This window comes from Telluria sp. RT2P19 (assembly GCF_059685725.1).
Map to the genome: position 1 here is coordinate 39,477 of NZ_JCASIL010000015.1, position 24,356 is coordinate 63,832.

Here is a 24,356-nt window from a genome sequence, read left to right on the forward strand (position 1 = left end):
GTCGTTGCCGATCGGGGCCTTGCTGGCGCGGATCGTGCGGCGTGGTTGGCCAGCCGCGTGTCGGGCATGCCGCCGCTGTCGCCCGGCCGGCGCTGCAGCAGCACGTTCTCGCGCACCGGGCCGGCCTCGATATGCTCCTTCGGCACCTGCCCTGGCGCATCCTGGCGTCGATACCCGTCGGGAATCACGACCAGGTCGTGCTGCAGCTCCTTCGCGCGCCAATACGAGGCAATGTCGAAGCCGACCGGGTACCCTTCCTGGCGCCTGTCATTACGGCACAAAACTCCCCGACTGTTACACAACGGCGATATACTCGCGCATCGTTTTTTTGTTTTCGGGGACCTGTCTTGTTCAAATCCGTCTTCTTGCCTGTCGCCCTCCTGGGGCTGGCCGGCGCCGCCTTCGCCGACGAAGGCCAGTGGCAACCGCACCAGTTGCCGCAACTGAAATCCGAACTGAAACGCATCGGCATCACGATGCCGGCCGAGAAACTGGCCGACCTGGGCAAGCATCCGATGAGCGCGATCGTATCGCTGGGCGGGTGCTCGGCATCCTTCGTGTCGCCAGATGGCCTGGTGGTGACCAACCACCATTGCGCCTACGGCGCGATCCAGCGCAACGCGACGCCCGAGAAGAACTACATCGTCGATGGCTTCCTGGCCAAGACCCGCGCCGACGAACTGCCGGGCGGCCCGAACACGCTGGTGTACGTGACCGAGAAGGTCGAGAACGTGACCGAGCGCGTATTGAAAGGGCTCACGCCCGCGATGTCGGGCCGCGAGCGCCATGCGCTGGTCCAGTCGCGCATCAAGGACCTGGTGGCCGAGTGCGAAACCGACAAGTCGACGCGCTGCTCGGTGCCGGCCTTCCACCGCGGCCTGGAGTACTACCGCATCAAGCAGCTGATGATCCGCGACGTGCGCCTGGTGTACGCGCCGTCCGACCGCATCGGCAACTACGGCGGCGACATCGACAACTACGAATGGCCGCGCCATGTCGGCGACTATGCCTTCTATCGCGCCTACGTCGGCAAGGATGGCCGTCCGGCCGACCCGTCGCCCGACAACGTGCCCTACAAATCGAAGGATTTCCTGGTGGTCTCGGCCGAGGGCCTGAAGGATGGTGATCCTATCCTGCTGGCCGGCTACCCGGGCCGCACCAGCCGCTACAAGCTACCGAGCGAGATCCGCTTCGCGCGCGATGTCGACCTGCCGGCCAAGGCCGCGAGCATCACCGCCGACCTGGCGGTGATCGCCGCCGCGACGCAGGGCAATCCGGCCTGGGGTGTAGCGTACGCCAGCGTCGACAAGGGCCTGAACAACGTGCTCAAGAAGACCAGGGGCCTGCTGGACGGCTTCGCGCGCAAGGACATCGCCGCCATCAAGGACGTGCAGGACGCCGAATTCCGCGGCTGGCAGAAGGGGCATGCGGGCGCCAATTCCAGGCTGCTGGCGGAACTCGACGGCGTGATCGCGCAGGACATGGCGCTGCAGCGCCAGGAAGCGGCCTGGCTCGAAGCCACCCACAGCGATCTGCTCAAGAGCGCGCGTACGCTGTACCGCCTGGCGCTGGAGCGCCAGAAGCCGGACGCCCAGCGCGAAAGCGGCTACCAGGAACGCGACCTGTCGTTCATCAAGGCGCGCCTGACCCGCCTGGAGCAATCGTTCGTGCCGCAGGTGGACCAGGCGCGCTACGCCGCCGCGCTGGTGCGCTATGCCCGCATCGATGCCAAGCTGCGTCCGCAGGGCGTGGATGCGCTGTTGCCGGCGCACGACGCGCTCGGCACGCTGTACAAGTCGAGCGAGCTGTCCGACACCGCCAAGCGCCTGGCGTGGATCGGCAAGGAGCCGGACGCCTTCCGCAAGTCGGGCGACCCGTTCATCCAGCTCGCGGTGCGCCTGCACGACGCCGGCATGGCGCTGGAAGAGCGTCGCAACGAGATCGACGGCAACCTGGAACGCGTGATCCCGCAGTACATGTCGGCCGTGATCGCATGGAAGAAGTCGCAGGGCAAGCCAGTCTACCCGGACGCCAACTCGACCTTGCGCGTGACCTTCGGCACCGTGTCGGCGTTCTCGCCGCGCGACGGCCTGGTCAAGGGTCCGTTCACCACGGTCGAGGGCATCCTGGAAAAGGAAACCGGCAAGGATCCGTTCATCGTGCCGGCCCCGCTCAAGGAAGCGATCCAGGCCAGGCGCCATGGCGTGTTCAAGGATGCGGCGCTGGGCACGGTACCGGTCAACTTCCTGTCGAGCGCCGATACCACCGGCGGCAATTCGGGGTCGGCGGTGATGAACAGGAACGGTGAACTGATTGGCCTGAACTTCGATTCGACCTATGAATCGATCACCAAGGACTGGTACTTCGACACCGCCATCACGCGCGCGATCCACGTCGACATCCGTTACATGCTGTGGGTAATGAAGGAAGTCGACCATGCCGACAACCTGCTCGAGGAAATGACGATCAAGTACCCGAAGAAGTAACCGGGACTTCGCAGGTCGGTGCGCCGGACCCCTGAGTTGCACCACACACGTCGTTCCCGCGCAGGCGGGAACGACGTTCTTACGTGAACACTATGAACGAACCCCTCATCCTCGCCGGTCTCACGACCTCGCCGCTGGAACTGATCTCCTTCCTGCTGGCGGCCACCACGGTCATCCTCAATATCCGCCAGGTCCACTGGGCCTGGCTGTTCTCGATCGCCTCGTCCGCGACCTATGCGGTGGTGTTCTACGATGCGCGCCTGTACGGCGACATGGGGCTGCAGTTCGTGTTCGTCGCGGCCTCGATCTGGGGCTGGTACCAGTGGCTGCACGGCAGCGCGGGCGCCAGCGCGACGCCGCTGGCGCCCACCTTCCTCGAAGCGGGCGGCCGCGCCTGGTCGCTGGCGGCCTGGCTGCTGGGCTTCGTGATCCTGTCGACCTTCCTCGACAACTTCACCGACACCGACGTGCCGCATGCCGACGGCTTCCTGACCGCGGGCAGCCTGGTTGGCCAGCTGCTGCTGGCGAAGAAGAAGGTCGAGAACTGGCATGTGTGGATCGCGGTCGACATCCTGTACGTCGGCCTCTACCTGTACAAGGGCCTGGTGCTCACGGCCGTGCTGTACGGCGTGTTCGTGCTGCTGGCGGTCGCCGGCCTGCGCACCTGGACGGCGCTGGCGCGCAGGCAGCCATGAGCGGCGTGCAACGGGTCGCGCTCCTCGGCGCCGAATCGTCCGGCAAGTCGACCCTGGCCGAGGCGCTGGCGCGCCGCTACGGCACGGTGTGGGTGCCCGAGTACCTGCGCGAGTTCGTCGATACCCGGAAACGCGTGCCGCACGAGCAAGACCAGTACGGCATCGCGCTGACCCAGCGCGCGCGCGAGGATGCGGCGGCCCTGGACGCACGCCGCTTCCTGTTCTGCGATACCACGCCGCTGATGACGGCGCTGTACAGCCGCGTGTACTGGGACAGGGTGGATGTGCAACTGGCGGCGCTCGACGCCGGGCATGACTATGCATGGACCTTCGTGACCGCGCCCGATACGCCGTGGGAGCCGGATGGCCTGCAGCGCGAATCGGAGGAGGTACGCCAGCAGGTGCACCGGATGTTGCTCGAGACGCTGGCCGTGCGCGGCATCGGCTACACGCTCCTGGCGGGCGACCTGCCGCAGCGGATGCGGGAAGTCGAGGGGCTGCTCGGCCGGCCGTGACGGCCGGCCGAAAGAGCGACGCCTTCGGCAGGCTGACCGCCAGCGCGCCACGATTGCGGCTGTGGCTTGCCGCGCTCGCGCACGCCGAAGAAGCTCACCACCAGATCGCCCGGGTCGCCGAAGACCTCGACCGAAGCGGCGCCGGTGCGGCGCACCACGTCGTTGCTGCGTAGCGCGCTGGCGTGGGTTGAAGTCCGGATCGGGCGCGTTGAAGCGGCCCCCGGCCGCCATCAGCTTGTCCACCTTGCCGCCATGGACCCGGGGCAGCGCGCCGCCGCCGAGGAAGGCGATGATCGCGACCTGGTCCTTCGCCGCATCCTGCAGCAGCTTGCGCGCCGCCCGCGGCGCGACCTTCTCGGCGACGCCCCGGCTGCGCGTCGGGCCTGGTGCCGCGCATTTCCGAGCCGGCGTCGCAGCTGTTCACCGCGCTGGCCGAGGAAAACACTCCGACCAGTGCATTGCCGGCCCCGGTCGGGCGCGACCTGGTGCTGGTGGCCGAAGTGATCCGCGAGGCGATAACGCTCTTAGAAATCGATCTGCGCCGACAACCTGAACGTGCGCGGCGCCCCCGGCAGCAAATACCCACCCAGCGACTGCGTCACATCGCGCCAGTAGAACTTGTCGAAGGCATTGTCCACCCGCGCGCGGATGATCGTGTTCAGCCCGCCCGCGCGCAGCAGGTAGGACGCGCCGAAGCCGGCCACGTGATACCCCGGCACCTTCACGCGGTTGGCCGGATCGAATACCTTGTTGCCCGAATACTGCCACTGCGCGTCAAGCTTCAGGCCCGCTACGTGCGGCACCGCATACTCGACCCACGCCGTGGTGCGCAGCTCCGGCACATTGGTCACGCGCTTGCCTTCGGTCGCAGCGTCGCCGGTGTCCTTCTGGTCGGTATCGAGCGCCATCAGCGACAGGCTGTAGTTCAGGCTCGGCGTGGCCTTGCCCATCGCCGACAGCTCCACGCCGCGATGGGTCTGCTCACCGGCGCGCACGAAGGTGTTGGCGGCGTTCGTGTATTCGAGGCCCTGGCGGATTTCGAACAGCGCCCCGGACAGCGCCAGCTGCTCGTTCACATTGCGCTTGACGCCGAACTCCAGCTGCTTCGAGCGGCTCGGCGGCAGGGCGGTGTTCTGGTTGGTGGTTTCCATCGGCGCGATGCCGCCATACTGCAGGCCGTGGCTGATCGAGCCGTACACGCGCCAGTCCTGGGCCGGCGCATACACCAGCGCCACGTTCGGCAGCGCGAACGAATCCTTCGTGTGCACCCAGCCGCCCTCGATTTCCTCGAGTGCGTCGAGCTTGAGCTTCACGTAGCGCACGCCGGCGTGCAGCGAGAATTGCGGCGACAATGTCATCACGTCCTGCACGAACAGCGAACGCTCTTCGGTACTGCGGCGCTCCATGACCGGGCCCGTCACGCGCTCGCTCGCTACCGGCGGCACGATGGCGTTGTTGAAGATATTGCTGGAGCCGACGTAGTCGTAGACGTACTCGCCGAAGCTGTCGTGGCGTTCGGCATATGCGCCGCCGACGGTCAGCGCGTGGCCGATCGCGCCGGTGTTGACGCGGCCCTGCAGCATCGCCTGCAGCCCCCACGGCGTCTTGCGCTCGCCCGTGCTCTGGAAGTCGTACACGTCGTAGTCGCCGTTCGAGCAATAACCCGGATAGAAGCCGTCGCCCTCGTTGCTGCAGCCGTAAGGGAAGGCGGTGAAGTCGTCGCGCTTGAACCAGTGCTTGTTGGCGCTGAGGGTCGCGTTCCAGGCATCGCTGATGCGGTACTCGAAGCGCAGCCCCAGATTGCTGCTGTCGGTGTCGACCGGACGGGTCCAGGGCTGGTCGTTGAGCAGGGTCTTGGCCGAGATCCCCGTCGGCAGGACTTCATTGCGGATCAGCTGGTAGCCCGGCGCCGTGACCTGCGCCTTGTGCTGGTGGTCGAGGTCGATCTGGAACAGGGCGTCCGGCGTGATCTGCCAGTCGAAGGCGGCCGAGGCGAACTGGCGCTCGCCGTCGGCGCCGCGCACATACGATTTCAGGTCTTCCGCCGCCGCGTTGATGCGGTAGCCGAAGCGGCGGTCCCCGAAGCGCCCGCCCAGGTCGACCGCCCCATACACAGTGCCGCGCTCGCGCACTTCGACCGTCGCCTGGCGCAGCGGCGCATTGGTCGGGCGCTTGGTGACGAAGTTGATCATCCCGCCTGGCGCGGCGACGCCCGCCTGCAGGCCGGCCAGGCCGCGCAGGACTTCGATGCGTTCCTTGTTCTCGAGCGGGATCTGGGTGTCGCCCGAGATCGCGATCATGTCCTTGCGATAGCTGGTGGCGTTGTCGAGCGCGAAGCCGCGGATCGAGAACTGCTCGGCGTAGCCGATCGCATTGTAGGCGTCGCCGATCGAGGCGTCGTAGCGGGCGGCGTCGGTGGCGCTGCGGATCGACAGGTCTTGCATCTGGCCCTGGCTCATCGAGGTGATCGAGGCCGGGGAGTCGAGCAGCCGCATGTCGGAGAAACCGCCGACGCTGGCGCGGTCGAGGGCGATCCACTTGCTGCCGGTGACGACGACCGATGATACGGGTGGGGGCGCAGCCTGTTGCGCGGATGCCTGCGACGATAGGGAAAACGCCTGCACGATGGCGCAGGCGAGGACGGTGTGCTTCGAAGTGAATGTCATGGTTTGCTCGTGTTCGCGCGCCACACGGCGCGCAGCTTTTATCAAAGCCGGAGCCAACGTGGGGGAAGGGCAAACGAACCGGGGTGCTGCTTTGCGCTTTCCTTCGCTGGCATTATCCAGATCAGGTACGAAGGGTATCTCTCACCCGGAAATGTGTTCCAGGACCCCTAGCGAATGCGCGAGTGTACCACGGCCCAATGTGGCCGTGGTGAATCTGTCAAGACGGCTTGATGCGCGAGGATCAAGCCCTGGCGGTCGATGGCGTTTCGTCCACTACCGGCTGGGCTGCGGCCGGCGTCAGCAGATGGCGCAGCAGCACGCTGCACGCCGCGTCGCCGATCGCGCGCCAGTGCTCGCGGCGCTGGGCCGCGCGCTTGCGGTGCTTGGACGGCATGTCCTGCAGCGGCTTGAGGTAGAACGGCAGCGGGACCAGATAGCTGCGCGCATCCAGTTCGGCGCCGCCCAGGATGCGCCAGAAGCCGTCGTAGGCGTTCTCGAACGCCTTGTCCTGCTCTGCCTCATAGGCCACATGTGCGTTGCCGCGCACCGCGACCACGCGGTCGAAGCCCAGCGCCTGCACCGCGCCCTGGAGGGCGGCGAAGCAGAAGAAGCTCGGCGAATTATTGGGGAACACGCGCTCGAACGCATCGAAGGCGCCGCCGGCGTCGCGCCACAGGCCGGCGTTGCGCGAGATGAAAGGAATGATCGGCGGCTCGACGCCCACCACCGCGCCCTCGACCCAGGTCCAGGACAGGCGGTGCAGGACCGTGCCGTCGACGACCAGCGAGATCGTCAGCTCGCCCTCGGGGTCGATGCGCGGTGCGTGCTCGAGCCGCATGACGAAGCTGCCGCCATCGTCCTCGTGCTGCCACAGCACCAGGCCGCCATGATGCGCGGCCTGGCGCCAGGCCGCGTTGAAGGTGGCTTCCTCGAAGCGGTAATGGGCCAGCACGCAGCGCATGCGTTCGCGTACGCCAAGGCCGCGCGCCAGGTAATCGCGGCCGCTCACATGGCGGAACAGGTCGTCGTCGGGTGCGTTCTCGAGGCGGCGCACGAGCTTGAGGCGGGACAGGGACTGGTGCTCGCGCCAATAGCGCAGCGCGTGCCAGCGTTGGGTCAATCGAGCGAAGATCATCGAGCGCTCCATTCGGCATAAAGGCTTGTCTTGCAAACTACCCGCTGGACGATTGCGGGCCATGGTCAGCGTAATAGCAATAATAATTCCGCTGTGCAATTATGTGCCGAAATGCTAACTCGTGCCCGGACGCAGGGCAAACAGCGCTTGGGAACCAGGGCAGGGGTGGATAGTCATGGTGCGCTCTCTGGACGTATTAACTTATGGTTATTTTTGACATGCATGACAAGACTACCATGTTTGCGGCCGGCCAAGCCCATCATCGTCATTCCGCCGGCGGGCCCGTCCGCGGGCTGGGGTGCCATCGGGCAGTCGCCCGCGCCAGTCGGGCTTGCTCTTGCATCCAGGCCCGTTGTTCCCGCTCCGCTGCTGTATTGCTGAGCAGCGACAACTCTTTCCAAGTGAGTCTTGTCACCGTCGATGTGACTTTCCCTGCAAGAACGCAGGCCAGCGCGGCGCACCCGGACATGCAAGCATCATGGGCGCTGCAATGGGGAGGTCAACGAAGCGCGATGCAGGCAAGCGCGCACAAGTCCAAACCCTCACCATACATTGGCGATGTCAGGTTCACCCGCTTCACCAGGCCACCCGCTTTCGAGCACGCCCGTGCCGTCATCGTACCGGGCAGTGCCATCAATTTCCGGGGCCATGCCCTGCTGCATGGCGGCGGCACTGGCTGGTACTTCCCTGTCGCAGCCTTCAACGAAATTCCGGGATGCATGAATGAAGCGCGATACCGACCATACAGGCAGCAGCCACTGATTCATCCCGTGCAGCACGTACGGGCCGCTACGGCTACCATGGCTCGCTCACGGACACGGGAGATATTCATCATGGTTGAACCGTACAAACTGTTCTATTGGCCAAGCATCCAGGGACGCGGAGAATTCGTCCGCCTGGCGCTCGAAGAGGCGGGCGCCGACTACGTCGACGTGGCGCGCCGCGAAGGGGGCGTCGACCTGTTGATGGCGGCGCTCGAGGTCGAGGAGTACCCGGCGTTCGCGCCGCCGTTCCTGAAATCCGGCGAGTTGGTGATCGGCCAGGTGGCCAATATCCTGCTGTACCTCGGCGAACAGCACGGCCTGGCGCCGCGCACCGACCCGGGCCGCCTGTGGGTGCACCAGCTGCAGCTGACCATCGCCGACCTGGTGACCGAGGCCCATGACACCCATCACCCGATCGCATCAAGCCTGTACTACGAAGACCAGAAGCCCGAGGCGCTGCGCCGTTCGGCCGACTTCATCGAGTCGCGCGTCCCCAAGTTCATGGGCTATTTCGCGCGCCTGCTGTCCAATCCCGAGCCGCGCGTCTACCTCACGGGCGACAAGGTGACCTACGCCGACCTGTCGCTGTTCCAGGTTATCGAGGGCTTGCGCTACGCCTTCCCGAATGCGATGAAGACGATCGAGCAAGAGTATCCCGTGCTCACCGGGCTGCGCGACCGGGTAGCCGCGCGGCCGAATATCGCCGCGTATCTTGCGTCGGAGCGGCGGATTCCGTTCAATGAAGAAGGCATCTTCCGCCGCTATCCGGAACTGGACCAGTAGGCTCAGTCCCAGTGCGGCGCGAAGTCAGGGTTGACCAGGCGGGCGCCATCGTCGAGCGCGTCGATGGCGGCGCTGTCGTCGACGCCTAACACGAGCTTGTGCGCGGCCAGGTTGCCGGCCAGGTTCTCGCGCCTGGTCGATGACGGGATCACGGCGTAGCCCTTGGCCAGCAGCCAGGCCAGCGTCACCTGGGCCGGCGTCGCGCCATGGCGGCGCGCGATCTCGCCGATCAACGGGTCGCGCATCACCTTGCCATAGGCCAGCGGCATGTAGGCGGTGACGTGGATGCCGGCTGCGCGGGCGAAGGCGGCCACGCTGCGGTTTTGCAGGTAGGGATGCAGCTCGACCTGGTTGGTGGCGATGTTCGGCGCCCCGACGGCGCTCACCGCTTCGCGCATCAGCGCCACCGGGAAGTTCGAGATGCCGATCGCGCCGGTCAGGCCGGCCGCGCGCGCGGCCAGCAGGGCCTGCATCGATTCGGCCACCGGTACGGCGCCGCCAGGAGACGGCCAATGGATCAGGGTCAGGTCGACCTGCTCGAGGCGCAGCTTGTGCAGGCTGTCCTTCAGGCTCGCCGCCAGCCTGTCGGCGGCCAGGTGCTCGGTCCAGATCTTGGTGGTCAGGTAGACCTCGCCGCGCGGCACGGCTGACGCGGCCAGCGCCTGGCCGACTTCGGCTTCATTGCCGTAGATCTGGGCGGTGTCGATATGGCGGTAGCCCAGTTCGAGGCCGGTAGCGACCGAATCGATGGCTGCCTGTCCTTGCAGGCGGAAGGTGCCGAGGCCAAGTTGTGGCATGTTCATCATCATGTATCCTGTCGACTTGTCAATGGGTGACGACGGCGCCGCGCACGGCTGCCTTGGCCGGCACGCCTTCGCGCCGATCGAGCCAGCCGGCGAGGGTCGTGAGCAGCAGGGCGGCGACGACGATCAGGGCGCCGATCCACGGCGTGGCCATCAGGCCCAGCCTGGCGACGATCAGGCCGCCGCCCCAGGCGCCAAGCGCGATGCCGACATTGAAGGCGGCGATGTTCAGGCCCGAGGCCACGTCCACCGCCTGCGGTGCATCGCGTTCGGCGCGCTGCACGACGTACACTTGCAGGCCGGGCACGTTGCCGAATGCGACCGCGCCCCAGGCCAGCACGGTGAGCAGCACCAGCGGTTTGCTCGGCGCGGTGAAGGTCAGCACCAGCAGCACCACGGCCAGCAGGGCGAACACGATCTGCAGCGCGCGCACCGGACCCTGGCGGTCGGCCAGCTTGCCGCCCCAGATATTCCCGGCCGCGACCGAGACGCCGTACACCAGCATCACCAGGCTGACGGTCGAGGCGGCGAAGCCCGACACTTCCTGCAGGATCGGCGCCAGGTAGGTGAAGGCGATGAAGGTGCCGCCGTAGCCCAGCGTGGTCATGGCGTAGACCAGCAGCAGGCGTGGTTTCCTGAGCACCGCGAGCTGGGCCGGCAGGCGCGCAGGCTTGCTGCCGGCGATATTCGACGGCACCAGGATGGCGCTGCCGATCAAGGCGATCACGCCCAGCAGCGAGACGGCCAGGAAGGTCGCCTGCCAGCCGAAGTGCTGGCCGATGAAGGTCCCGAGCGGCACGCCGGTGACCAGGGCGACCGTGAGGCCGGTGAACATCAGCGCGATGGCGCTGGCGGCTTTTTCTTTCGGCACCAGGCTGGTGGCGATGGTCGAACCGATTGAGAAGAATACGCCGTGCGCGAGGCCCGTGAGCACGCGCGCGGCCACCAGGGCCGGGTAGTTGGGCGCCATCCAGGCCACCAGGTTGCCGATCGTGAACAGCACCATGAGGCCGAGCAGCAGCTGCTTGCGCGGCACGCGGCCGGTGAGTGCGGTCAGCACCGGCGCGCCGATGGCGACGCCCAGCGCGTACAGGCTGACCAGGAGGCCGGCCGAGGGCACCGACACGTCGAGGCTGGCGGCGATGGTGGGGATCAGGCCGACGATCACGAATTCGGTCGTCCCGATGGCAAAGGCGCTCAATGTGAGCGCCCAGAGTGCGAGTGGCATACGATACTCCTTGGTGTAGCTGATACCGTTGAAGGGCAAGAATGACGCAGGCATGCAGTGTGCCGTGCTTGGCTGCAAGGAAAAATACGCCGCTATACAATGGATCTTTGATCTGGGGTCATCAATGATCGATGTGGACGGCTTGATTGTATTTGTCGCAGTCATAGATTCCGGTTCGTTCTCTGCCGCCGCCGAACGCCTTGGGCAAACGCCGTCCGGCGTCTCGCGCACCATCTCGCGCCTGGAGGACGGCCTGGGCATGACGCTGATGCACCGCACGACGCGGCGCCTGCAACTGACCGAGGAAGGCGCCTGGCTGCTCGAGCGCGCCCGCGCCATCCTGGCCGACCTGGCCAATACCGAGGCCGAGGCGCAGGCGCGCCGCTCGCAGCCATCGGGGCTGGTGCGGGTGAACGCCTCGACGCCCGCCTTCGACCACCTGCTGGCGCCCTTGCTGCCCGACTTCCTGGAGGCGTATCCGCTGGTGCAGCTGGAACTGACCAGCGGCGAAACCTATGTCGACCTGATCGAGGAACGGGCCGACCTGGCGATCCGCATCGGCGCGCTGCCCGATTCCACGCTCAATGCGCGGCGCCTGGGCAGTGGCAGGTTGCGGGTAGTCGCGTCGCCGTCCTACCTGGAATGCCACGGCGTGCCGCGCGCGCCGGGCGAGCTGGCGCTGCACCGCACCGTGGGCTTCACGGCGCCGGCCTCGCTCAATACCTGGCCGCTGCTGCATGAAGGTGGCGACGGCTACACGGTGACGCCGCAGGTGCTGGCCTCGAGCGGCGAGACGGTGCGCCACCTGGTCTTGCACGGCGCCGGCATCGGGTCGATGGGAGAATTCCTGGTGCGCGCCGACCTGGCGGCGGGACGGCTGGTGCCGGTGCTGGAAGAGCACACCCTGGCGTGGACCCAGCCCGTGTGGGCCGTGTTCTACAAGCAGGGCGCGCTGGCGCCGCGGGTGGCGGCGCTGGTCGATTTCCTCGCCCGCAGGCTGGGCGAGGTGCTGGCGCGTTAAGCGACGCTTTCGACGGCTTCCACGGCGTCGGCCCGGCCGGCGCTCGCCAGGCGCTTGACCAGGTCCGCCAGCGGCATCGGGCGGCAGAACAGGTAACCCTGCATGTACGGCTGGCCATGGCCGGCCAGGAAGCGCGCCTGCTCCGGCGTCTCGATGCCTTCCGCCACGACCCGCAGGCCCAGCTGGCCGGCCATCGCCAGGATCGATTGCACCAGCGCCGTGCCGTTGCTGTCGTCCGGCATGTCGCGGATGAAGCCCTTGTCGATCTTGAGCTCGTACAGCGGCATCTTGCGCAGGTAGGCCAGGTTCGAATACCCGGTGCCGAAGTCGTCGATCGAGAAGCGGATGCCCAGCTGCGCCAGCTCGTGCATGCGCCTGACCGTGTCGTCGATATCGTTGACCAGCAGGCCCTCGGTGACTTCGAAGATGAGCTGTTGCGGCGGCACGCCCGTCTCGCGCACGATGTCGCGCACCACCGCCACGAAGTCGGGCTGGCGGAACTGGCGCGGACTGACGTTGATCGACAGCGGCAGCGTGTGCCCGAGCTGATCGAGTTCGCGCCAGGCCAGGCAGGCATGGCGCAATACCCAGGCGCCGAGCGAAACGATCAGGCCGGTCTCTTCGGCGACCGGGATGAAGGCGTCGGGCGGCACCAGCACGCCGTCCGCGCGGCGCCAGCGCAGCAGCACTTCGGCGCCGACCGCCGCGCCTTGCGGGTCGACCTGCAGTTGCAGGTGCAGCGCCAGCTCGTTGTTCTCGATGGCGGTGGCCAGGTCGCGTTCGAGCGTCAGGACATTCTCGGCCGCCGCCAGCATCGTGGTCTCGAACAGCGCGACGCCATTGCGCCCCGCCGCCTTCGCGTGATACATCGCGGTATCGGCTTCGCGCAGCAGGTCGTGCATGGTCTGTCCCTGGCGCAGCGGCAGCGCGACGCCGATGCTGCCCGACGAGTGATAGTCCTGGCCCTCGATGGTGGCGGGACGACGCAGCGCCTTGCCGACCTGCTGCGCTAGGGCCAGGGCGGCGGCGGTGGCGCCGTCGGCGTCGGCGCCGAGGTTGGCGGCCAGGATGACGAATTCATCGCCGCCAAGGCGCGCCACGGTGTCGCCGCTACGCACCGCTTCGCCCAGGTGGGCGGCGACGTGCTTGAGCAGTGCGTCGCCGGTCGCGTGGCCGCGCGCATCGTTGACGCTCTTGAAGTTGTCGAGGTCGATGTACAGCACCGCGCCCTGACCGCGGCCGGCATGCGCCTGTTCGACCAGCGCATGCAGGCGCTCCATCAGCAGGCGCCGGTTCGGCAGGCCGGTGAGCACGTCGTAGAAAGCCAGTTGCTCGATGGCGTCGGCCGAGCGGCGCCGCTCGGTGATGTCACGCCCCACCACCACCAGGTGCGTGATCGGACCGCCTTCTGCGGCGAACGGCACCATGTCGATCTCGACCCAGCACGGCTCGCCCGCCTTCGAATAATTGACCAGTTCGGCCGACACCGGCTCGCGCCGACCCATGGCCTGGACGATGCGCGCCACCACTGCCGGATCGGTCTCGGGCCCGTGCAGCATGCGCATGCTGCGGCCGATGATCTCGTCGGCGCAGTAGCCGCTGCGCTGCTCGAAGGCCCGGTTGGCGAAGATGATGGGCAAGCTGGCGCCAGGGCGGTCGGTCACCTTGACGATCAAGACCATCTCGTTGAGGGCGGCCAGGGCGGCGGACGTCAGGCGCAGTTCGCCGTTCATGGCGCGCAGCAGGGTCTGGCCTTCCTCGAGCGAACCGGCGACCGTGCGCACATTCTTGAGCGAACCGGCCAGGCCCTTGAGCAGGGTGCCGCAGGTCAGGATGATCAGCGCGCCCACGCAGGTGAAATTGAGGGTCAGGATCAGCACACTGGGCAGCGAGTCGTGGGCGTAGTGGCCGACCGCGATCTCGCTCTGCCCGGTCAGCCCGAGCACCAGCAGCATGGCGGCGCTGAGCACGAGCGCCGCCACTGCATGGCGCGTGCCCAGCAGGACGGCGGCCAGCGCCGGCGCGGCGAACAGGTAGAACAGGCCGATCGCGCCGGCGGCGAGCATCGACCCCATGCCCACGCCATACAGCATGGCCAGGAAATTCAGGACCCGGGTGCGGTAGGCCAGGCGGTCGAGGCGCCAGATGGCCAGGATCCACGCCAGGGCGGCGGTGTCCATCAAGGCCACCGCCGGCATGTCGCGGTAGATGGCCAGCGCCGCGCTCGGCACCGCCGCCATCAAGGCCAGCACCAGGACGACCGACATCAATGACGTGAAAACACGTGCGCGCCACTGCGCGAGATCGTCGTGAGCCAGCATGAGTACTTTCGGGTGGATGTCAGATTCCATTCTGACAATCAAAATTGTCTTAAAGAAACATGATATCAGCTCGGCCGTTGATGGGACGCACAATTGGCATGCATGTGTTGCATAGTCGTCGCCACGCGATGTACCGCACGGGTAGTCATGCCGACGGCATTCCACCCGTGTCATGGGGCCGGATCAGAAGGCGTAGGTGGCGCGCCCGTAGATGTAGCGGCCGGAGCGACCGAACGGCGCGTAGGTCGAGAACGGCATGTTGCTGGTGGTGTTGATCGACGGTGGCAGCGTCTCGGGGTACTGGTCGAAGACGTTGTCCGCACCCAGCGCCAGGGTCAGCTTGGGCGTGACGGCGAAGCGTCCTTCCAGGTCGACCACGGTCTTGGCGCCGAGCTCGAAGTCGAAGGCCGCCGTGGTGCCCGGTGACAGCACCTCGCCATACCGTGTGGCGCGCAGGGTCGCACCCCACGGGCCCAGCTTCCAATTGACGTTGGCGCTGATCTTGTTCTTCGGCTGGCCTTTCTCGAGCGACAGCACATTTATACGATCGAACAGTACCGGCGACGGGCTCAGGTTCGACAGTTGCTCGGTCACTGGCACCTTGGTCACCTCGGTCTTGGTGTAGTTGCCCGCCAGGGTGAAGTCGAAGCGGCCCGCCGCGCCTGCGTCATGCAACCAGTTGATCACCACGTCGACACCCTTGGTCGTGGTATCCACACCGTTGATGAAGAAGCGGCCGCCACCGACGCCGATGAAGCCCTGGCTGGCGATGTAGTCGCGCACATTCGTTTGCGTGAGGTTTTCGGACAGGATGATGCGGTCGTCGATGTCGATGCGGTAGGCGTCGACCGTCACGCTCACGCCGCCCAGCCGCAACACGGCGCCGAGCGAGGCGTTGACCGATTCCTCGGCGTCGAGCGGCTTGGCGCCCAGGGCCACGGCCACCGGGTCGGATGGCTTGAAGGTGGTGATCTCGTAGGGGATGCCGTTGATGAAGTTGGTCGAGGTCGCGGTGAAGTGCTGCTGCTGCGGCGACGGCGCGCGAAAGCCGTTCTGGAGCGCGCCGCGCAGCGCGAACGACCTGGTGAAGTCGTAGCGCAGCGCCAGCTTGCCGGCCACGCTGTTGCCGAAGTCCGAGTATTTTTCGGCGCGCACTGCTGCGGATGCGAGGAGCTCGGGTGTGACATTGGCCTCGAGATCAATGAAGGCGCCGACCGCGTTGCGATGGGCGTCGACTTCATTGGCGGGGCGAAAGCCCGGAAACACCTGGGCGCCGGGCGCGGCCGGCGTGCCGTTGGGCAGCACCTGGCCGCCATAGCTCCACGACTGCTCTTCGCCGGCGAACAGTTCATAGCCTTCGCGGCGCGCCTCGACGCCCACCGCCACGTTCAGCGGCGACGACAGCGAGGCCAGCTCGATGCTGCGCACGCCGGTCAGGTTGAACACGGCCTGGTCATAGGAATAGCCGCCGGCATAGAACGCGGTCTTGCTGGTCGGCCCGAGCGAGCGGTTCAGCGTGTTCTCGATCGTGTACTCCATCTTGTTCTTGCCGTAGCCGAGCGAGGCGTCCATGTCCCACTCGCCTGCCTGCCAGGTCACGCCGCCGGTCAGCGAGAAATCCTTCACGGTCGGCGAGATCAGCGGCAGGAAGCCGTCCGGATAGATCGACAGGATGTTGCGTGCGTCCTGCGGCGGGCGGAAGTAACCGGACGAGGTGGCGTCGCGGTCCTGGTAACTGGCCCAGCCATACACCTTGACGCCGCCGCCCAGGTCGTTGCCGGCGTTGGCGAACAGGGTGGCCTGGTCGAGTTCCGGCTCGCCAGTCCAGGCATTGAAACGGTTGATGGTGTTTTCGCGCGGATCGAAGCCGCCATTCACGCGCGGATACTGCTGGCGCATGTCGTAGCCGCCACGTTCGGTGCGGTTCTGGTCGCGGTATTCGGCGGCCAGGGTCAGGAAGCCGGATTCGCCCAGCGCCAAGCCTTTCCACAGGCTGACAGTGGCGGTCTGGCCGTCGGTGCGCTTGCGCGAATCCGGTCCGGACCAGGTGCCGCCGGCGGGCACGGCGTCGTTCCACAGGTCGTATTCGGACTTGCGCGCGCCGTAGGTCACGCTCGCTTCGCCGCCATCGCGGTCGGTGCGCAGGCGCATATTGACCACGCCCGAGATGGCGTCGGAACCATATTGCGCCGCAGCGCCGTCGCGCAGCACCTCGACCGATTTCACGATCGCGGTCGGGATGGTATTGAGGTCGACCGCCGCCGAACCGCGGCCGATGGAGCCGTTCACGTTCACCAGCGAGGAGGCATGGCGGCGCTTGGAATTGATCAGCACCAGGGTCTGGTCGGGCGCCATGCCGCGCAGGGTGGCGGGGCGGATGGTATCGGTGCCGTCGGTGATCGAAGGCCGCGGAAAGTTCAGCGAGGGCAAGGCCAGCGACAGCGCCTGGTTCATCTCGGTGCTGCCGGCATTCTTGAGGGTTTCGGACGAGATGATGTCGACCGGCGCCGCGGTGTCGAGCGCCGTGCGGTTGGCGACCCGGGTGCCGGTGACCACCACCGTCGCGGCGCTGGCGGCCGTGTCGGCCTGGGATGCAGCCTCCTGTGCCTGGGCGCCGGCGGCGCATAACGCGGCCACTGCGAGGGCGAGTGCTGTCTTTTCCGTCCTGTTTCTCTGCATGGTGCTGGTTCCTCTTGTCGTTGTGCGGCGGTGGTCCTGGGAAGGATGAGGCGTCGGCCTCAAGTTCATACTGCGCAGCACAATGCAGAGTGTCAATTCGTTAACACAGATCAATGCGTATTTACAACAATTGCCGAATTGTCAGGTTCGTGTAAGGACAGCCGTGTGCTTAGGTGGGATGCATACGGGTGTGTGGCGGGGCGGTCGCCAGTGCCGGCGGGCCGGAATTGCCATCAGTAAAAATTTTGGTCTCGGCTATCCCAGTTTTTGTATATTTCCTACCTGTGCCGGTAATGGAAAGTATTATGATAAAGACAGCTTCCTGCTTTTCTGATTTCGACTCCACGGCCACGGTCGTGGCCGCTTCTGGACTCTTCATAACTTACACCCATGATGTCTTCATCCGAAGTTAACTCCGCAGCTGTTTCGGCAACGGCCAAGCCGAGAGTTTTGGTCAGCATCTTGAATTGGAACGGTGCTGCGAAGACCTTGCATTGCCTGGCCTCGATCCAGGGTGAGCTGGCGACGACCAGCAGTGTGGCCGAGGTTTCCGTGCTGGTGATCGATAACGGCTCGCGTAGTGAGGATCGCGCCGCTTTACAGGCGGGCATGCCGGAATTTGCTACATTGCAATGTCTACCGAACAACCTGGGCTTCACCGGAGGTCACAATATTGCCATTGCTTCTGCAGTTGCCGAAGGTTATAACTTTATTTGGCTGCTCAATAATGATGCCGAGGTACTACCCGGCACCTTGCTCCAATTAGTTAATGAGATTTTGCTCGACGACAAGATAGGTGCGGTATCGCCAATGTTGCGCAATAGCGATGACCGTGCCTCGATCATACGCTGCGTGAATACGCATAACTGGATAGGTCGCGCAAGCGATCGCATCGTCGTGGTCGAGGAGGCACGGCGCCTGCAAGAAGCGGCCCCAGCCTCAGTCTGGCTCGACGGCACCGCCATCCTGTTTCGCGTCGAGGCGCTCATCCAGACCGGACCGCTCGATGACCGCTTTTTCGCGTACTACGACGACGACGACATCGGCGCGCGCCTGTCGCGCCAAGGCTGGCATAGCCGTTGCGTGTTCACGGCCACGGCATATCATGACGTGCGTTACACCTTTGAAGAATACCCGCTCTACCTGGTCTACCTGCTGCAGCGCAATCACATGCTGTTCTTTTACAAGAACACGCCAGCGCCGTATCGCAACAAGCTGTATTTGCGACTGATCGATATGGCGTTTTTTGAAGCGAACCGGCGCCGCGACCGTGGCCTTCCTGAGCAGAGTGACGTGATGTTGCTGGCGATTGAAGATTTTATCCGTGGACGCTTTGGCCCTCCGGTATTGAACCGAAAAGTCGCATGGTGGCTGCGGGCAGCAGCAAGCGTATCGGCTAAACTGAACCGCAAGAAACTCGATTCGCTGCGCCCGGTCACCTCCTGAGGCACGAGCCGCCCACATGCACTGTTGCGCGATTCAAAACATCGGCGTGCAACAACTGCATGGCATCGACCATCAACACCGCATACCGAATGAAATACCGCCGCGCCGCGGCGACCGACCAGAAATGATGTTTGCCGATACGGTGCCGGTTCAGGCATGCCGGGAAACGCGCGAGGAAGTACGTTCAAGATTCGGTGTGGTGGCCGCGCTGACAGTCCCTGGCGCCAGGCTTGGGATCGCATTCGCCACGATCGGGGCCGGCGACGTGTATAGTCTCCCGGCAGTTCAGGAACCCCCCATACTGGCAGAGAATCGATGACAACGTTATTCCCGGATTTCCGCTCCTTGCGGGTCGAGGTCGACCCTGCGACCACCATCAACGCCATCGTCGGCGGCTCCGGCCCGCCGCTGCTGCTATTGCATGGCCACCCGCAAACCCACGCCATCTGGCACAAGGTCGCGCCGCGACTGGCCGAGCGCTTCACGCTCGTCGCCTGCGACCTGCGCGGCTATGGCGATTCCTCCAAGCCCGCCGGCGCCCCTGGACACGCCAACTACAGCAAGCGCGCGATGGCGCTCGATGCGCTGGCCGTCATGCGCTCGCTTGGCTTTGCCGAGTTCAAGGTGCTGGCCCACGACCGCGGCGCGCGCGTCGCGCACCGGCTGGCGCTGGACCATCCGCAGGCCGTCGAACGCATGGCGCTGCTGGACATCGCGCCGACGCTGGCGATGTACGAACAGACCTCGGAAGCATTTGCGCGCGCCTACTGGCACTGGTTCTTCCTGATCCAGCCGGCGCCGCTGCCAGAACGCCTGATCGAGGCTGATCCAGGCGCCTATGTGCGCGACGTCATGGGCAAGCGCAGCGCCGGGCTGGCGCCGTTCGATCCGCGTGCCCTGGCCGAATATCAGCGCTGCCTGGCCCTGCCGGGCGCCGCCCACGGCATCTGTGAGGACTACCGCGCCGCCGCCGGGATCGACCTTGAACACGACCGCGCCGATCGTGACGCCGGCCGCAAGCTCCAGGTGCCGCTCCTGGCGCTATGGGGCGAGCAGGGCGTGGTCGGCCGCTGCTTCGATCCGCTCGGCGAATGGGCTCGGGTCGCGGACGACGTGCAGGGCGGGGCGCTGCCCTGCGGTCACTATATCGCCGAGGAAGCGCCGGACGCGTTGCTCGAGCGCGCGCTGCCGTTCCTGACCCAGGGGTGATTCAGGCGGCGCCGGCGAATTCGATGGCCGCCGTCAAGCCGCGGCCACCTTCGCCATCCGACCGCACGATGATGCCGCCGTTGCGCGCCGCGCCGCGTGCGGCGATGGCCAGCCCCGGGCCGCTACCCGACTGCTCCCGCCCCGGCACCCGGTAGAAGCGGTCGAATACCTTGTCGCGCAACTCCGGCGCGATGCCCGGTCCCTGGTCGGCGATCGCATGGCGGTATATGTGCCCGATACGCGCCAGGCGCACCGCGATGCGGCCATCCTGGGGCGAATACTTGATCGCATTTGCTGATCAGGTTATCGACGGCCGAGCCCATCCTTTCCAGGTGCAGCGGCACGCTGCCGTCGCCGTCGGCGTGGAGCTCGATCTCGATATTGCGCTGCACCGCCAGATGGGCCGCGCCGCCGCCCGGTCGCGTTACCGCCATGCGGTTCTCGTCCAGCACGATGTCAACCGGCGTCCACAGGTTTTCTTCGAGCGTGGCGTGGCTGCGGCGCACGATGGCGCGCAGCCGCACCGGCAGCTCGGGGATGTTGAACGGCTTGATCGGGTAGTCGTCGGCGCCCAGGTCGACGCTTTTCAGGCGCTCTTGCAGGCTGTCGCGCGCGCTGATGATCAATACCGGCAGGCGTACGCCGTCGGCGCGCAGGATGCGCAGAAGGTGGTTGCCGTCGCCGTCGGGCAAGCCGAGGTCGAGCACCACCGCGTCAAAGGCCTCGTCCCGTGTGCGCGACCCGCATCGCCGACGGCGCCCGGCGGCGGCCGGGCGAACCGCCTGGTTCCGGTCACATAATCTTGCGGGGGCGGCGCGCGGCGCCCTCGAACGGCCGTCGCACGCGAACGGCCGTTTTAGCATATCCTGTCGGACTGTCCCATACTTTGTTGGCGCAATCCGCACCTGGTCGTCCATGTCTACACCATCTTCACCGTCTTCCACCATCTCGCCCGCCGCCTCCGGCACCGTCATGCAGATCCTGTTCTCGGTCGCCTTCGTTCACCTGCTGAACGACTGCGTGCAGGCGGTATTGCCGTCGATCTACCCGCTGCTCAAGCATGAATTCGACCTGACCTTTACCCAGGTCGGGTTGATCACCCTGACATTCCAGTGCACCGCCTCGCTGCTGCAGCCCTGGATCGGCCTGTACACCGACAAGCGCCCGATTCCCTTCCTGCTGCCGGCGGGGATGTCGGTCACCCTGCTGGGCGTGGGCGTGCTGGCCTGGGCCGGCAGCTTCGCGATGCTGCTGGTCGCGGCGGCGATGATCGGCATCGGCTCGTCCACCTTCCACCCCGAGGCATCGCGTGTCGCCCGGCTGGCGTCGGGCGGACGCTTCGGCTTCGCGCAGTCGCTGTTCCAGGTTGGCGGCAACGCCGGCTCGGCGCTCGGCCCGCTGCTGGCCGCGGCCATCGTGGTGGGGCGCGGGCAGGGAGAGATTGCCTGGTTCATGCTGCTGGTGCTGGTCGCGGTGGCGGTGCTGGTCGGCGTGAGCCGCTGGTACAGCAACCACCTGATGACCATGATCAAGAAAGCCGCCCAGCACGCCGGCCCGGCGCTGCCGCGCAAGAAGGTGATCCAGGCGCTGGTGGTGCTGGCGCTGCTGGTGTTCTCCAAGTACATCTACATGGCCAGCCTGCAGTCGTACTACACCTTCTTCCTGATCGAGAAATTCCACCTGCCGGTCGGCACCGCCCAGCTCTACCTGTTCCTGTTCCTGGCCTCGGTCGCGGCGGGCACCTTTGCCGGCGGCCCGATCGGCGACAAGATCGGCCGCAAGCGCGTGATCTGGTTCTCGATCCTGGGTGCGGCGCCGTTCACCATCGCGCTGCCGTACGCGGACCTGTTCTGGACCGGCGTGCTGTCGGTGGTGATCGGGCTGGTGATGTCGTCGGCCTTCTCGGCCATCGTCGTCTTCGCGCAAGAGCTGGTGCCGGGCAAGGTCGGCCTGATCTCGGGCGTCTTCTTCGGCCTGATGTTCGGCATCAGCGGCGTGGGGGCGGCGGCCATGGGCCATATCGCCGACATTCACGGGATCGACCAGGTGTACCGGATCGCGTCCTTCCTGCCGCTGCTGGGCATCATGGCGGCGCTGTTGCCGCAGGTCGAAGGCGCGAAACGCTAGCGCTCAGGACCCGAGCGCGCCGCGCCGTTCCAGGCGCTTGTAGTACAGCAGCGACCACGCGGCCGGCAGCAGGGCGGAGCCGGCCAGGATCGCGATTGCCCAGCCGGTCGGTGCGCGCAGCAACAGCAGCAGCAGCGCCAGTGCGGCGCCCGCCACCATCGACCGCGCCGCCATCCGGTGCGTGGCATACCAGACCCGTTCGGAGGCCAGGGTCCAGGGCGTGCGCACGCCGAACCAGAAGTTGCGGCGCACCTTGCCCATCACATTGCCGGTGAAGGCGAACAGCAGCGCCAGGCCGGCCAGCATGGCCCGTCCCATGTCCACGCCGCCACTGTAGGCCGACCAGGCGTGCAGGCATTGCGCATAAGCGATGAACGCCACCAGCATCACGCCGCCCTGCCACCAGGTCGGGGCAAAGGCGTCGATCGCGAAGCGCCGGGGCGACAGCGAGGGCAGCAGGCTCCAGGCGCCGATCGTCGCCAGCATCAGTCCGGTATACACGAAGATCGCCGTGCGCGGACTGAAGCCGTCGGCCACGCCGTCGGCGTTCCAGTGGGTCGGGATCGATGCGGGCATGGCCGGATACAGCCAGGCGCAGAAGGCCAGCGCCGCCAGGGTCAAGAGGCCGGACAGCACCAGGAACCGCTTGTTCATTGCTTCTCTCCTTGTTTGGCTTGTGCCAGCTCCATGGTCCAGGCCAGCACGTCTTCGAGCACGGTCGTGTTCAGCGCATACCAGATGGTCTGGCCTTCGCGCCGGCTGGTGATGAGGCCAGCCGCCTTCAGTACCGAGAAATGGTGCGACATGGTCGGCTTGGTCATGTCGAAATGCGCCGCCACCTCGCCCGCGTTCATCTCTTCATGCCGCAACAGGCGCAGGATCTCGCGCCGGGTCGGATCGGCGATCGCCTTGAAGACATCATTGAGGGGAACAGACATTCGACGGGTTTCTAATTAGATGAACGTCTAAATACTAGGCCGGCGCCGAGCCGGTGTCAAGCCGGGCGTGGCTGCCCGATGTGCTAGTCGCGCGCGATACGGACCATCGTGATCGTGTAGTGCTGCTCCTTGCCGTCGGCGCTCCAGCGCTGCCTGGCTTCGAGCGTGTCGGCGCCGATGCGGTGCCATGAAAAATGGCTGGGTGCGTTCACCGGGTCGAAGCTGGCGGCGTCCGGCGCGATGCGCGATGCGCGCCAGGTGAATTCGCCCCATTGCGAGACTACCTCGCCCTCCTCGAGGGTGATGGTGCTGCCGTCGCCATACTCGCTGAAAGTGGCGTCGGTAAAGCGGCGCGAGCGATAGACGTTCGGTTCGGGGCGGTCATACTCTTCATAGAAGGGCTTGCCATCCGGGGTTTCTCCTTTCCAGCGGCCTGCCAAAAAATCGAGTTGGGCGAAATCGTCGGGGCTGAACATGGATACTCCTGTAGGGATGATGGTTGCCGGCCGGGCGTGGGTCGTACCGTGTCGCTCCTGCACTGTACACCGGTTCGCAGCCGGGTCGGCGCCGGTCGGCGCGCTGGCTGGCGCTTGGCGCAGCCGCTATGATGGATGTTTTCAATTGCCGAGGAATCGCCCATGCAGCCCAACGACATCCAGCGCATCGCCGCCTTCGACGACCATGGCCAGGGCGGCAATCCAGCCGGGGTCTGGATCGGCGCCAGCTTGCCGCCGGCGGCCGAGATGGCAAGCATCGCCCGTGACGTCGGGTTCTCCGAAACCGCCTTCGCCGCGCCGGAAGGCGAGCTTTGGCGCGTGCGCTATTTTTCGCCCGAATCCGAGGTGCCGTTCTGCGGCCATGCGACCATCGCCCTCGGCGCCGCGCTGGCGCGTGCCCATGGCGACGGCCGCTATGCGCTGCAGCTCAACGCAGCCGCGATCACGGTCGAGGGGCGGCGCGACGGCGCCCGGGTGCTGGCGGCGCTGCAGTCGCCGCCGACCCATAGCAGTGCGGCCGATGCGACCCTGACCGATGCGGCGCTCGCGCTGTTCGGCTATACCCGCGCCGACCTCGATCCGCGCATCCCGCCCGCGCTCGCGCATGGCGGCGCCGACCACCTGGTACTGGCGCTGGCCAGCCGCGCGGCCCTGGCGGCGATGCGCTACGAGCTCGATGCCGGCCGCAAGCTGATGCTCGACCATGGACTGGTGACGGTGGTGCTGGCCTGGGCCGAACAGCCACAGTTATTTCACACGCGTAATCCGTTCGCCTCGGGCGGTGTGTACGAAGACCCGGCGACCGGCGCCGGCACCGCGGCGCTGGCCGGCTACCTGCGCGACATCGGCTGGCCGCACGCAGGACGCATCGAGGTCGTGCAGGGCGAAGACATGAATATGCGGTCGCGTTTGACGGCCGAGATTGGACCTGCGCGGGGCGGCTCGATCCGCGTATCGGGTACGGCGCGCATGATGTAAATCCTGTTTTGCGGCGCCGCACAAGCCGTGCGCCGTAAACCCACCTATTTTGTCATTGCTGCATG

The 24,356-nt window shown here is 66.2% G+C and carries 22 protein-coding genes and 1 riboswitch; of the genes, 9 read left to right on the top strand and 13 right to left on the bottom strand.

Features of this window, described 5'->3' with window-relative positions; translation table 11 throughout:
- Positions 1 to 347: 347 nt before the first annotated feature.
- From AC56KW_RS18130 to AC56KW_RS18140, 3 genes are all read left to right on the top strand, one after another.
- Positions 348 to 2,486 carry a S46 family peptidase gene (locus AC56KW_RS18130; RefSeq protein WP_497172074.1) on the top strand — a complete coding sequence of 713 codons (2,139 nt, stop codon included), beginning with the start codon at positions 348 to 350 and terminating at the stop codon, positions 2,484 to 2,486.
- Between the two features lie 92 nt (positions 2,487 to 2,578).
- Positions 2,579 to 3,181, top strand: a complete 603-nt coding sequence (gene pnuC / locus AC56KW_RS18135) for a nicotinamide riboside transporter PnuC (RefSeq protein ID WP_497172075.1) — start codon at positions 2,579 to 2,581, stop codon at positions 3,179 to 3,181.
- Complete coding sequence (locus AC56KW_RS18140; protein WP_497172076.1) at positions 3,178 to 3,696, top strand: AAA family ATPase; 519 nt, start codon at positions 3,178 to 3,180, stop codon at positions 3,694 to 3,696. Before pnuC ends, AC56KW_RS18140 begins: the two co-directional genes overlap by 4 nt.
- Before the next feature lie 524 nt (positions 3,697 to 4,220).
- On the opposite strand, the gene AC56KW_RS18145 is transcribed toward AC56KW_RS18140, so the two are convergent.
- The 3 genes from AC56KW_RS18145 to AC56KW_RS18155 all read right to left on the bottom strand — a co-directional run bounded on the left by AC56KW_RS18145 (position 4,221) and on the right by AC56KW_RS18155 (position 8,264).
- Positions 4,221 to 6,362: a TonB-dependent receptor gene (locus AC56KW_RS18145; RefSeq protein ID WP_497172077.1), complete on the bottom strand. Its 2,142-nt coding sequence runs from the start codon at positions 6,360 to 6,362 to the stop codon at positions 4,221 to 4,223.
- An 81-nt stretch (positions 6,363 to 6,443) separates the two neighbouring features.
- Positions 6,444 to 6,541, bottom strand: a riboswitch (TPP riboswitch).
- Between the two features lie 62 nt (positions 6,542 to 6,603).
- Entirely contained in the window at positions 6,604 to 7,497 is an 894-nt protein-coding gene (locus AC56KW_RS18150) for a DUF535 family protein (protein ID WP_497172078.1), read from the bottom strand.
- Positions 7,498 to 8,039: 542 nt separating this feature from the next.
- Positions 8,040 to 8,264 (bottom strand): hypothetical protein, encoded by a 225-nt coding sequence (locus tag AC56KW_RS18155; protein ID WP_497172079.1) that lies wholly within the window; start codon positions 8,262 to 8,264, stop codon positions 8,040 to 8,042.
- Between the two features lie 66 nt (positions 8,265 to 8,330).
- Between AC56KW_RS18155 and AC56KW_RS18160 the strand changes: the two genes are divergently transcribed.
- A complete protein-coding gene (locus AC56KW_RS18160) occupies positions 8,331 to 9,044 on the top strand; it encodes a glutathione S-transferase (RefSeq protein ID WP_497172080.1) in 714 nt (237 codons plus the stop codon).
- Positions 9,045 to 9,046: 2 nt separating this feature from the next.
- On the opposite strand, the gene dkgB is transcribed toward AC56KW_RS18160, so the two are convergent.
- Complete coding sequence (gene dkgB / locus AC56KW_RS18165; protein WP_497172081.1) at positions 9,047 to 9,847, bottom strand: 2,5-didehydrogluconate reductase DkgB; 801 nt, start codon at positions 9,845 to 9,847, stop codon at positions 9,047 to 9,049.
- A gap of 22 nt (positions 9,848 to 9,869) precedes the next feature.
- On the bottom strand, positions 9,870 to 11,075 hold the full coding sequence (locus AC56KW_RS18170) for an MFS transporter (protein WP_497172082.1): 1,206 nt from the start codon (positions 11,073 to 11,075) through the stop codon (positions 9,870 to 9,872).
- A gap of 124 nt (positions 11,076 to 11,199) precedes the next feature.
- Here AC56KW_RS18170 and AC56KW_RS18175 point away from each other — a divergent pair, with 124 nt between their 5' ends.
- Positions 11,200 to 12,096 (top strand): LysR family transcriptional regulator, encoded by an 897-nt coding sequence (locus tag AC56KW_RS18175; RefSeq protein WP_497172083.1) that lies wholly within the window; start codon positions 11,200 to 11,202, stop codon positions 12,094 to 12,096.
- On the opposite strand, the gene AC56KW_RS18180 is transcribed toward AC56KW_RS18175, so the two are convergent.
- The 3 genes from AC56KW_RS18180 to AC56KW_RS18190 form a co-directional block, all read right to left on the bottom strand.
- Positions 12,093 to 14,447 (bottom strand): putative bifunctional diguanylate cyclase/phosphodiesterase, encoded by a 2,355-nt coding sequence (locus tag AC56KW_RS18180; protein WP_497172084.1) that lies wholly within the window; start codon positions 14,445 to 14,447, stop codon positions 12,093 to 12,095. The genes AC56KW_RS18175 and AC56KW_RS18180 overlap by 4 nt on opposite strands.
- Positions 14,448 to 14,600: 153 nt before the next feature.
- Positions 14,601 to 17,096 (bottom strand): TonB-dependent receptor plug domain-containing protein, encoded by a 2,496-nt coding sequence (locus AC56KW_RS18185; RefSeq protein ID WP_497172085.1) that lies wholly within the window; start codon positions 17,094 to 17,096, stop codon positions 14,601 to 14,603.
- A 169-nt stretch (positions 17,097 to 17,265) separates the two neighbouring features.
- Complete coding sequence (locus tag AC56KW_RS18190) at positions 17,266 to 17,475, bottom strand: hypothetical protein (RefSeq protein WP_497172086.1); 210 nt, start codon at positions 17,473 to 17,475, stop codon at positions 17,266 to 17,268.
- Positions 17,476 to 17,486: 11 nt separating this feature from the next.
- On the opposite strand from AC56KW_RS18190, the gene AC56KW_RS18195 reads away from it, so the two are divergent.
- On the top strand, positions 17,487 to 18,542 hold the full coding sequence (locus tag AC56KW_RS18195; protein WP_497172087.1) for a glycosyltransferase family 2 protein: 1,056 nt from the start codon (positions 17,487 to 17,489) through the stop codon (positions 18,540 to 18,542).
- Between the two features lie 315 nt (positions 18,543 to 18,857).
- Entirely contained in the window at positions 18,858 to 19,751 is an 894-nt protein-coding gene (locus AC56KW_RS18200; RefSeq protein ID WP_497172088.1) for an alpha/beta fold hydrolase, read from the top strand.
- A 1-nt stretch (position 19,752) separates the two neighbouring features.
- Here the strand turns inward: AC56KW_RS18200 and AC56KW_RS18205 are convergent, their stop codons facing one another.
- A complete protein-coding gene (locus tag AC56KW_RS18205) occupies positions 19,753 to 19,989 on the bottom strand; it encodes an ATP-binding protein (protein ID WP_497172181.1) in 237 nt (78 codons plus the stop codon).
- On the bottom strand, positions 19,874 to 20,725 hold the full coding sequence (locus AC56KW_RS18210) for a response regulator (protein WP_497172089.1): 852 nt from the start codon (positions 20,723 to 20,725) through the stop codon (positions 19,874 to 19,876). The genes AC56KW_RS18205 and AC56KW_RS18210 overlap by 116 nt, the downstream gene beginning before the upstream one ends.
- Between AC56KW_RS18210 and AC56KW_RS18215 the strand changes: the two genes are divergently transcribed.
- A complete protein-coding gene (locus AC56KW_RS18215; RefSeq protein ID WP_497172090.1) occupies positions 20,724 to 21,878 on the top strand; it encodes an MFS transporter in 1,155 nt (384 codons plus the stop codon). The genes AC56KW_RS18210 and AC56KW_RS18215 overlap by 2 nt on opposite strands.
- Positions 21,879 to 21,881: 3 nt before the next feature.
- On the opposite strand, the gene AC56KW_RS18220 is transcribed toward AC56KW_RS18215, so the two are convergent.
- The 3 genes from AC56KW_RS18220 to AC56KW_RS18230 form a co-directional block, all read right to left on the bottom strand.
- Positions 21,882 to 22,532, bottom strand: coding sequence for an SdpI family protein (locus tag AC56KW_RS18220; RefSeq protein WP_497172091.1), 651 nt, complete (start codon positions 22,530 to 22,532; stop codon positions 21,882 to 21,884).
- Positions 22,529 to 22,816 (bottom strand): autorepressor SdpR family transcription factor, encoded by a 288-nt coding sequence (locus tag AC56KW_RS18225; RefSeq protein WP_497172092.1) that lies wholly within the window; start codon positions 22,814 to 22,816, stop codon positions 22,529 to 22,531. Before AC56KW_RS18225 ends, AC56KW_RS18220 begins: the two co-directional genes overlap by 4 nt.
- Before the next feature lie 83 nt (positions 22,817 to 22,899).
- Positions 22,900 to 23,292 (bottom strand): hypothetical protein, encoded by a 393-nt coding sequence (locus AC56KW_RS18230; protein WP_497172093.1) that lies wholly within the window; start codon positions 23,290 to 23,292, stop codon positions 22,900 to 22,902.
- A gap of 162 nt (positions 23,293 to 23,454) precedes the next feature.
- On the opposite strand from AC56KW_RS18230, the gene AC56KW_RS18235 reads away from it, so the two are divergent.
- Complete coding sequence (locus AC56KW_RS18235; RefSeq protein ID WP_497172094.1) at positions 23,455 to 24,291, top strand: PhzF family phenazine biosynthesis protein; 837 nt, start codon at positions 23,455 to 23,457, stop codon at positions 24,289 to 24,291.
- The last annotated feature ends 65 nt before the right edge of the window (positions 24,292 to 24,356 follow it).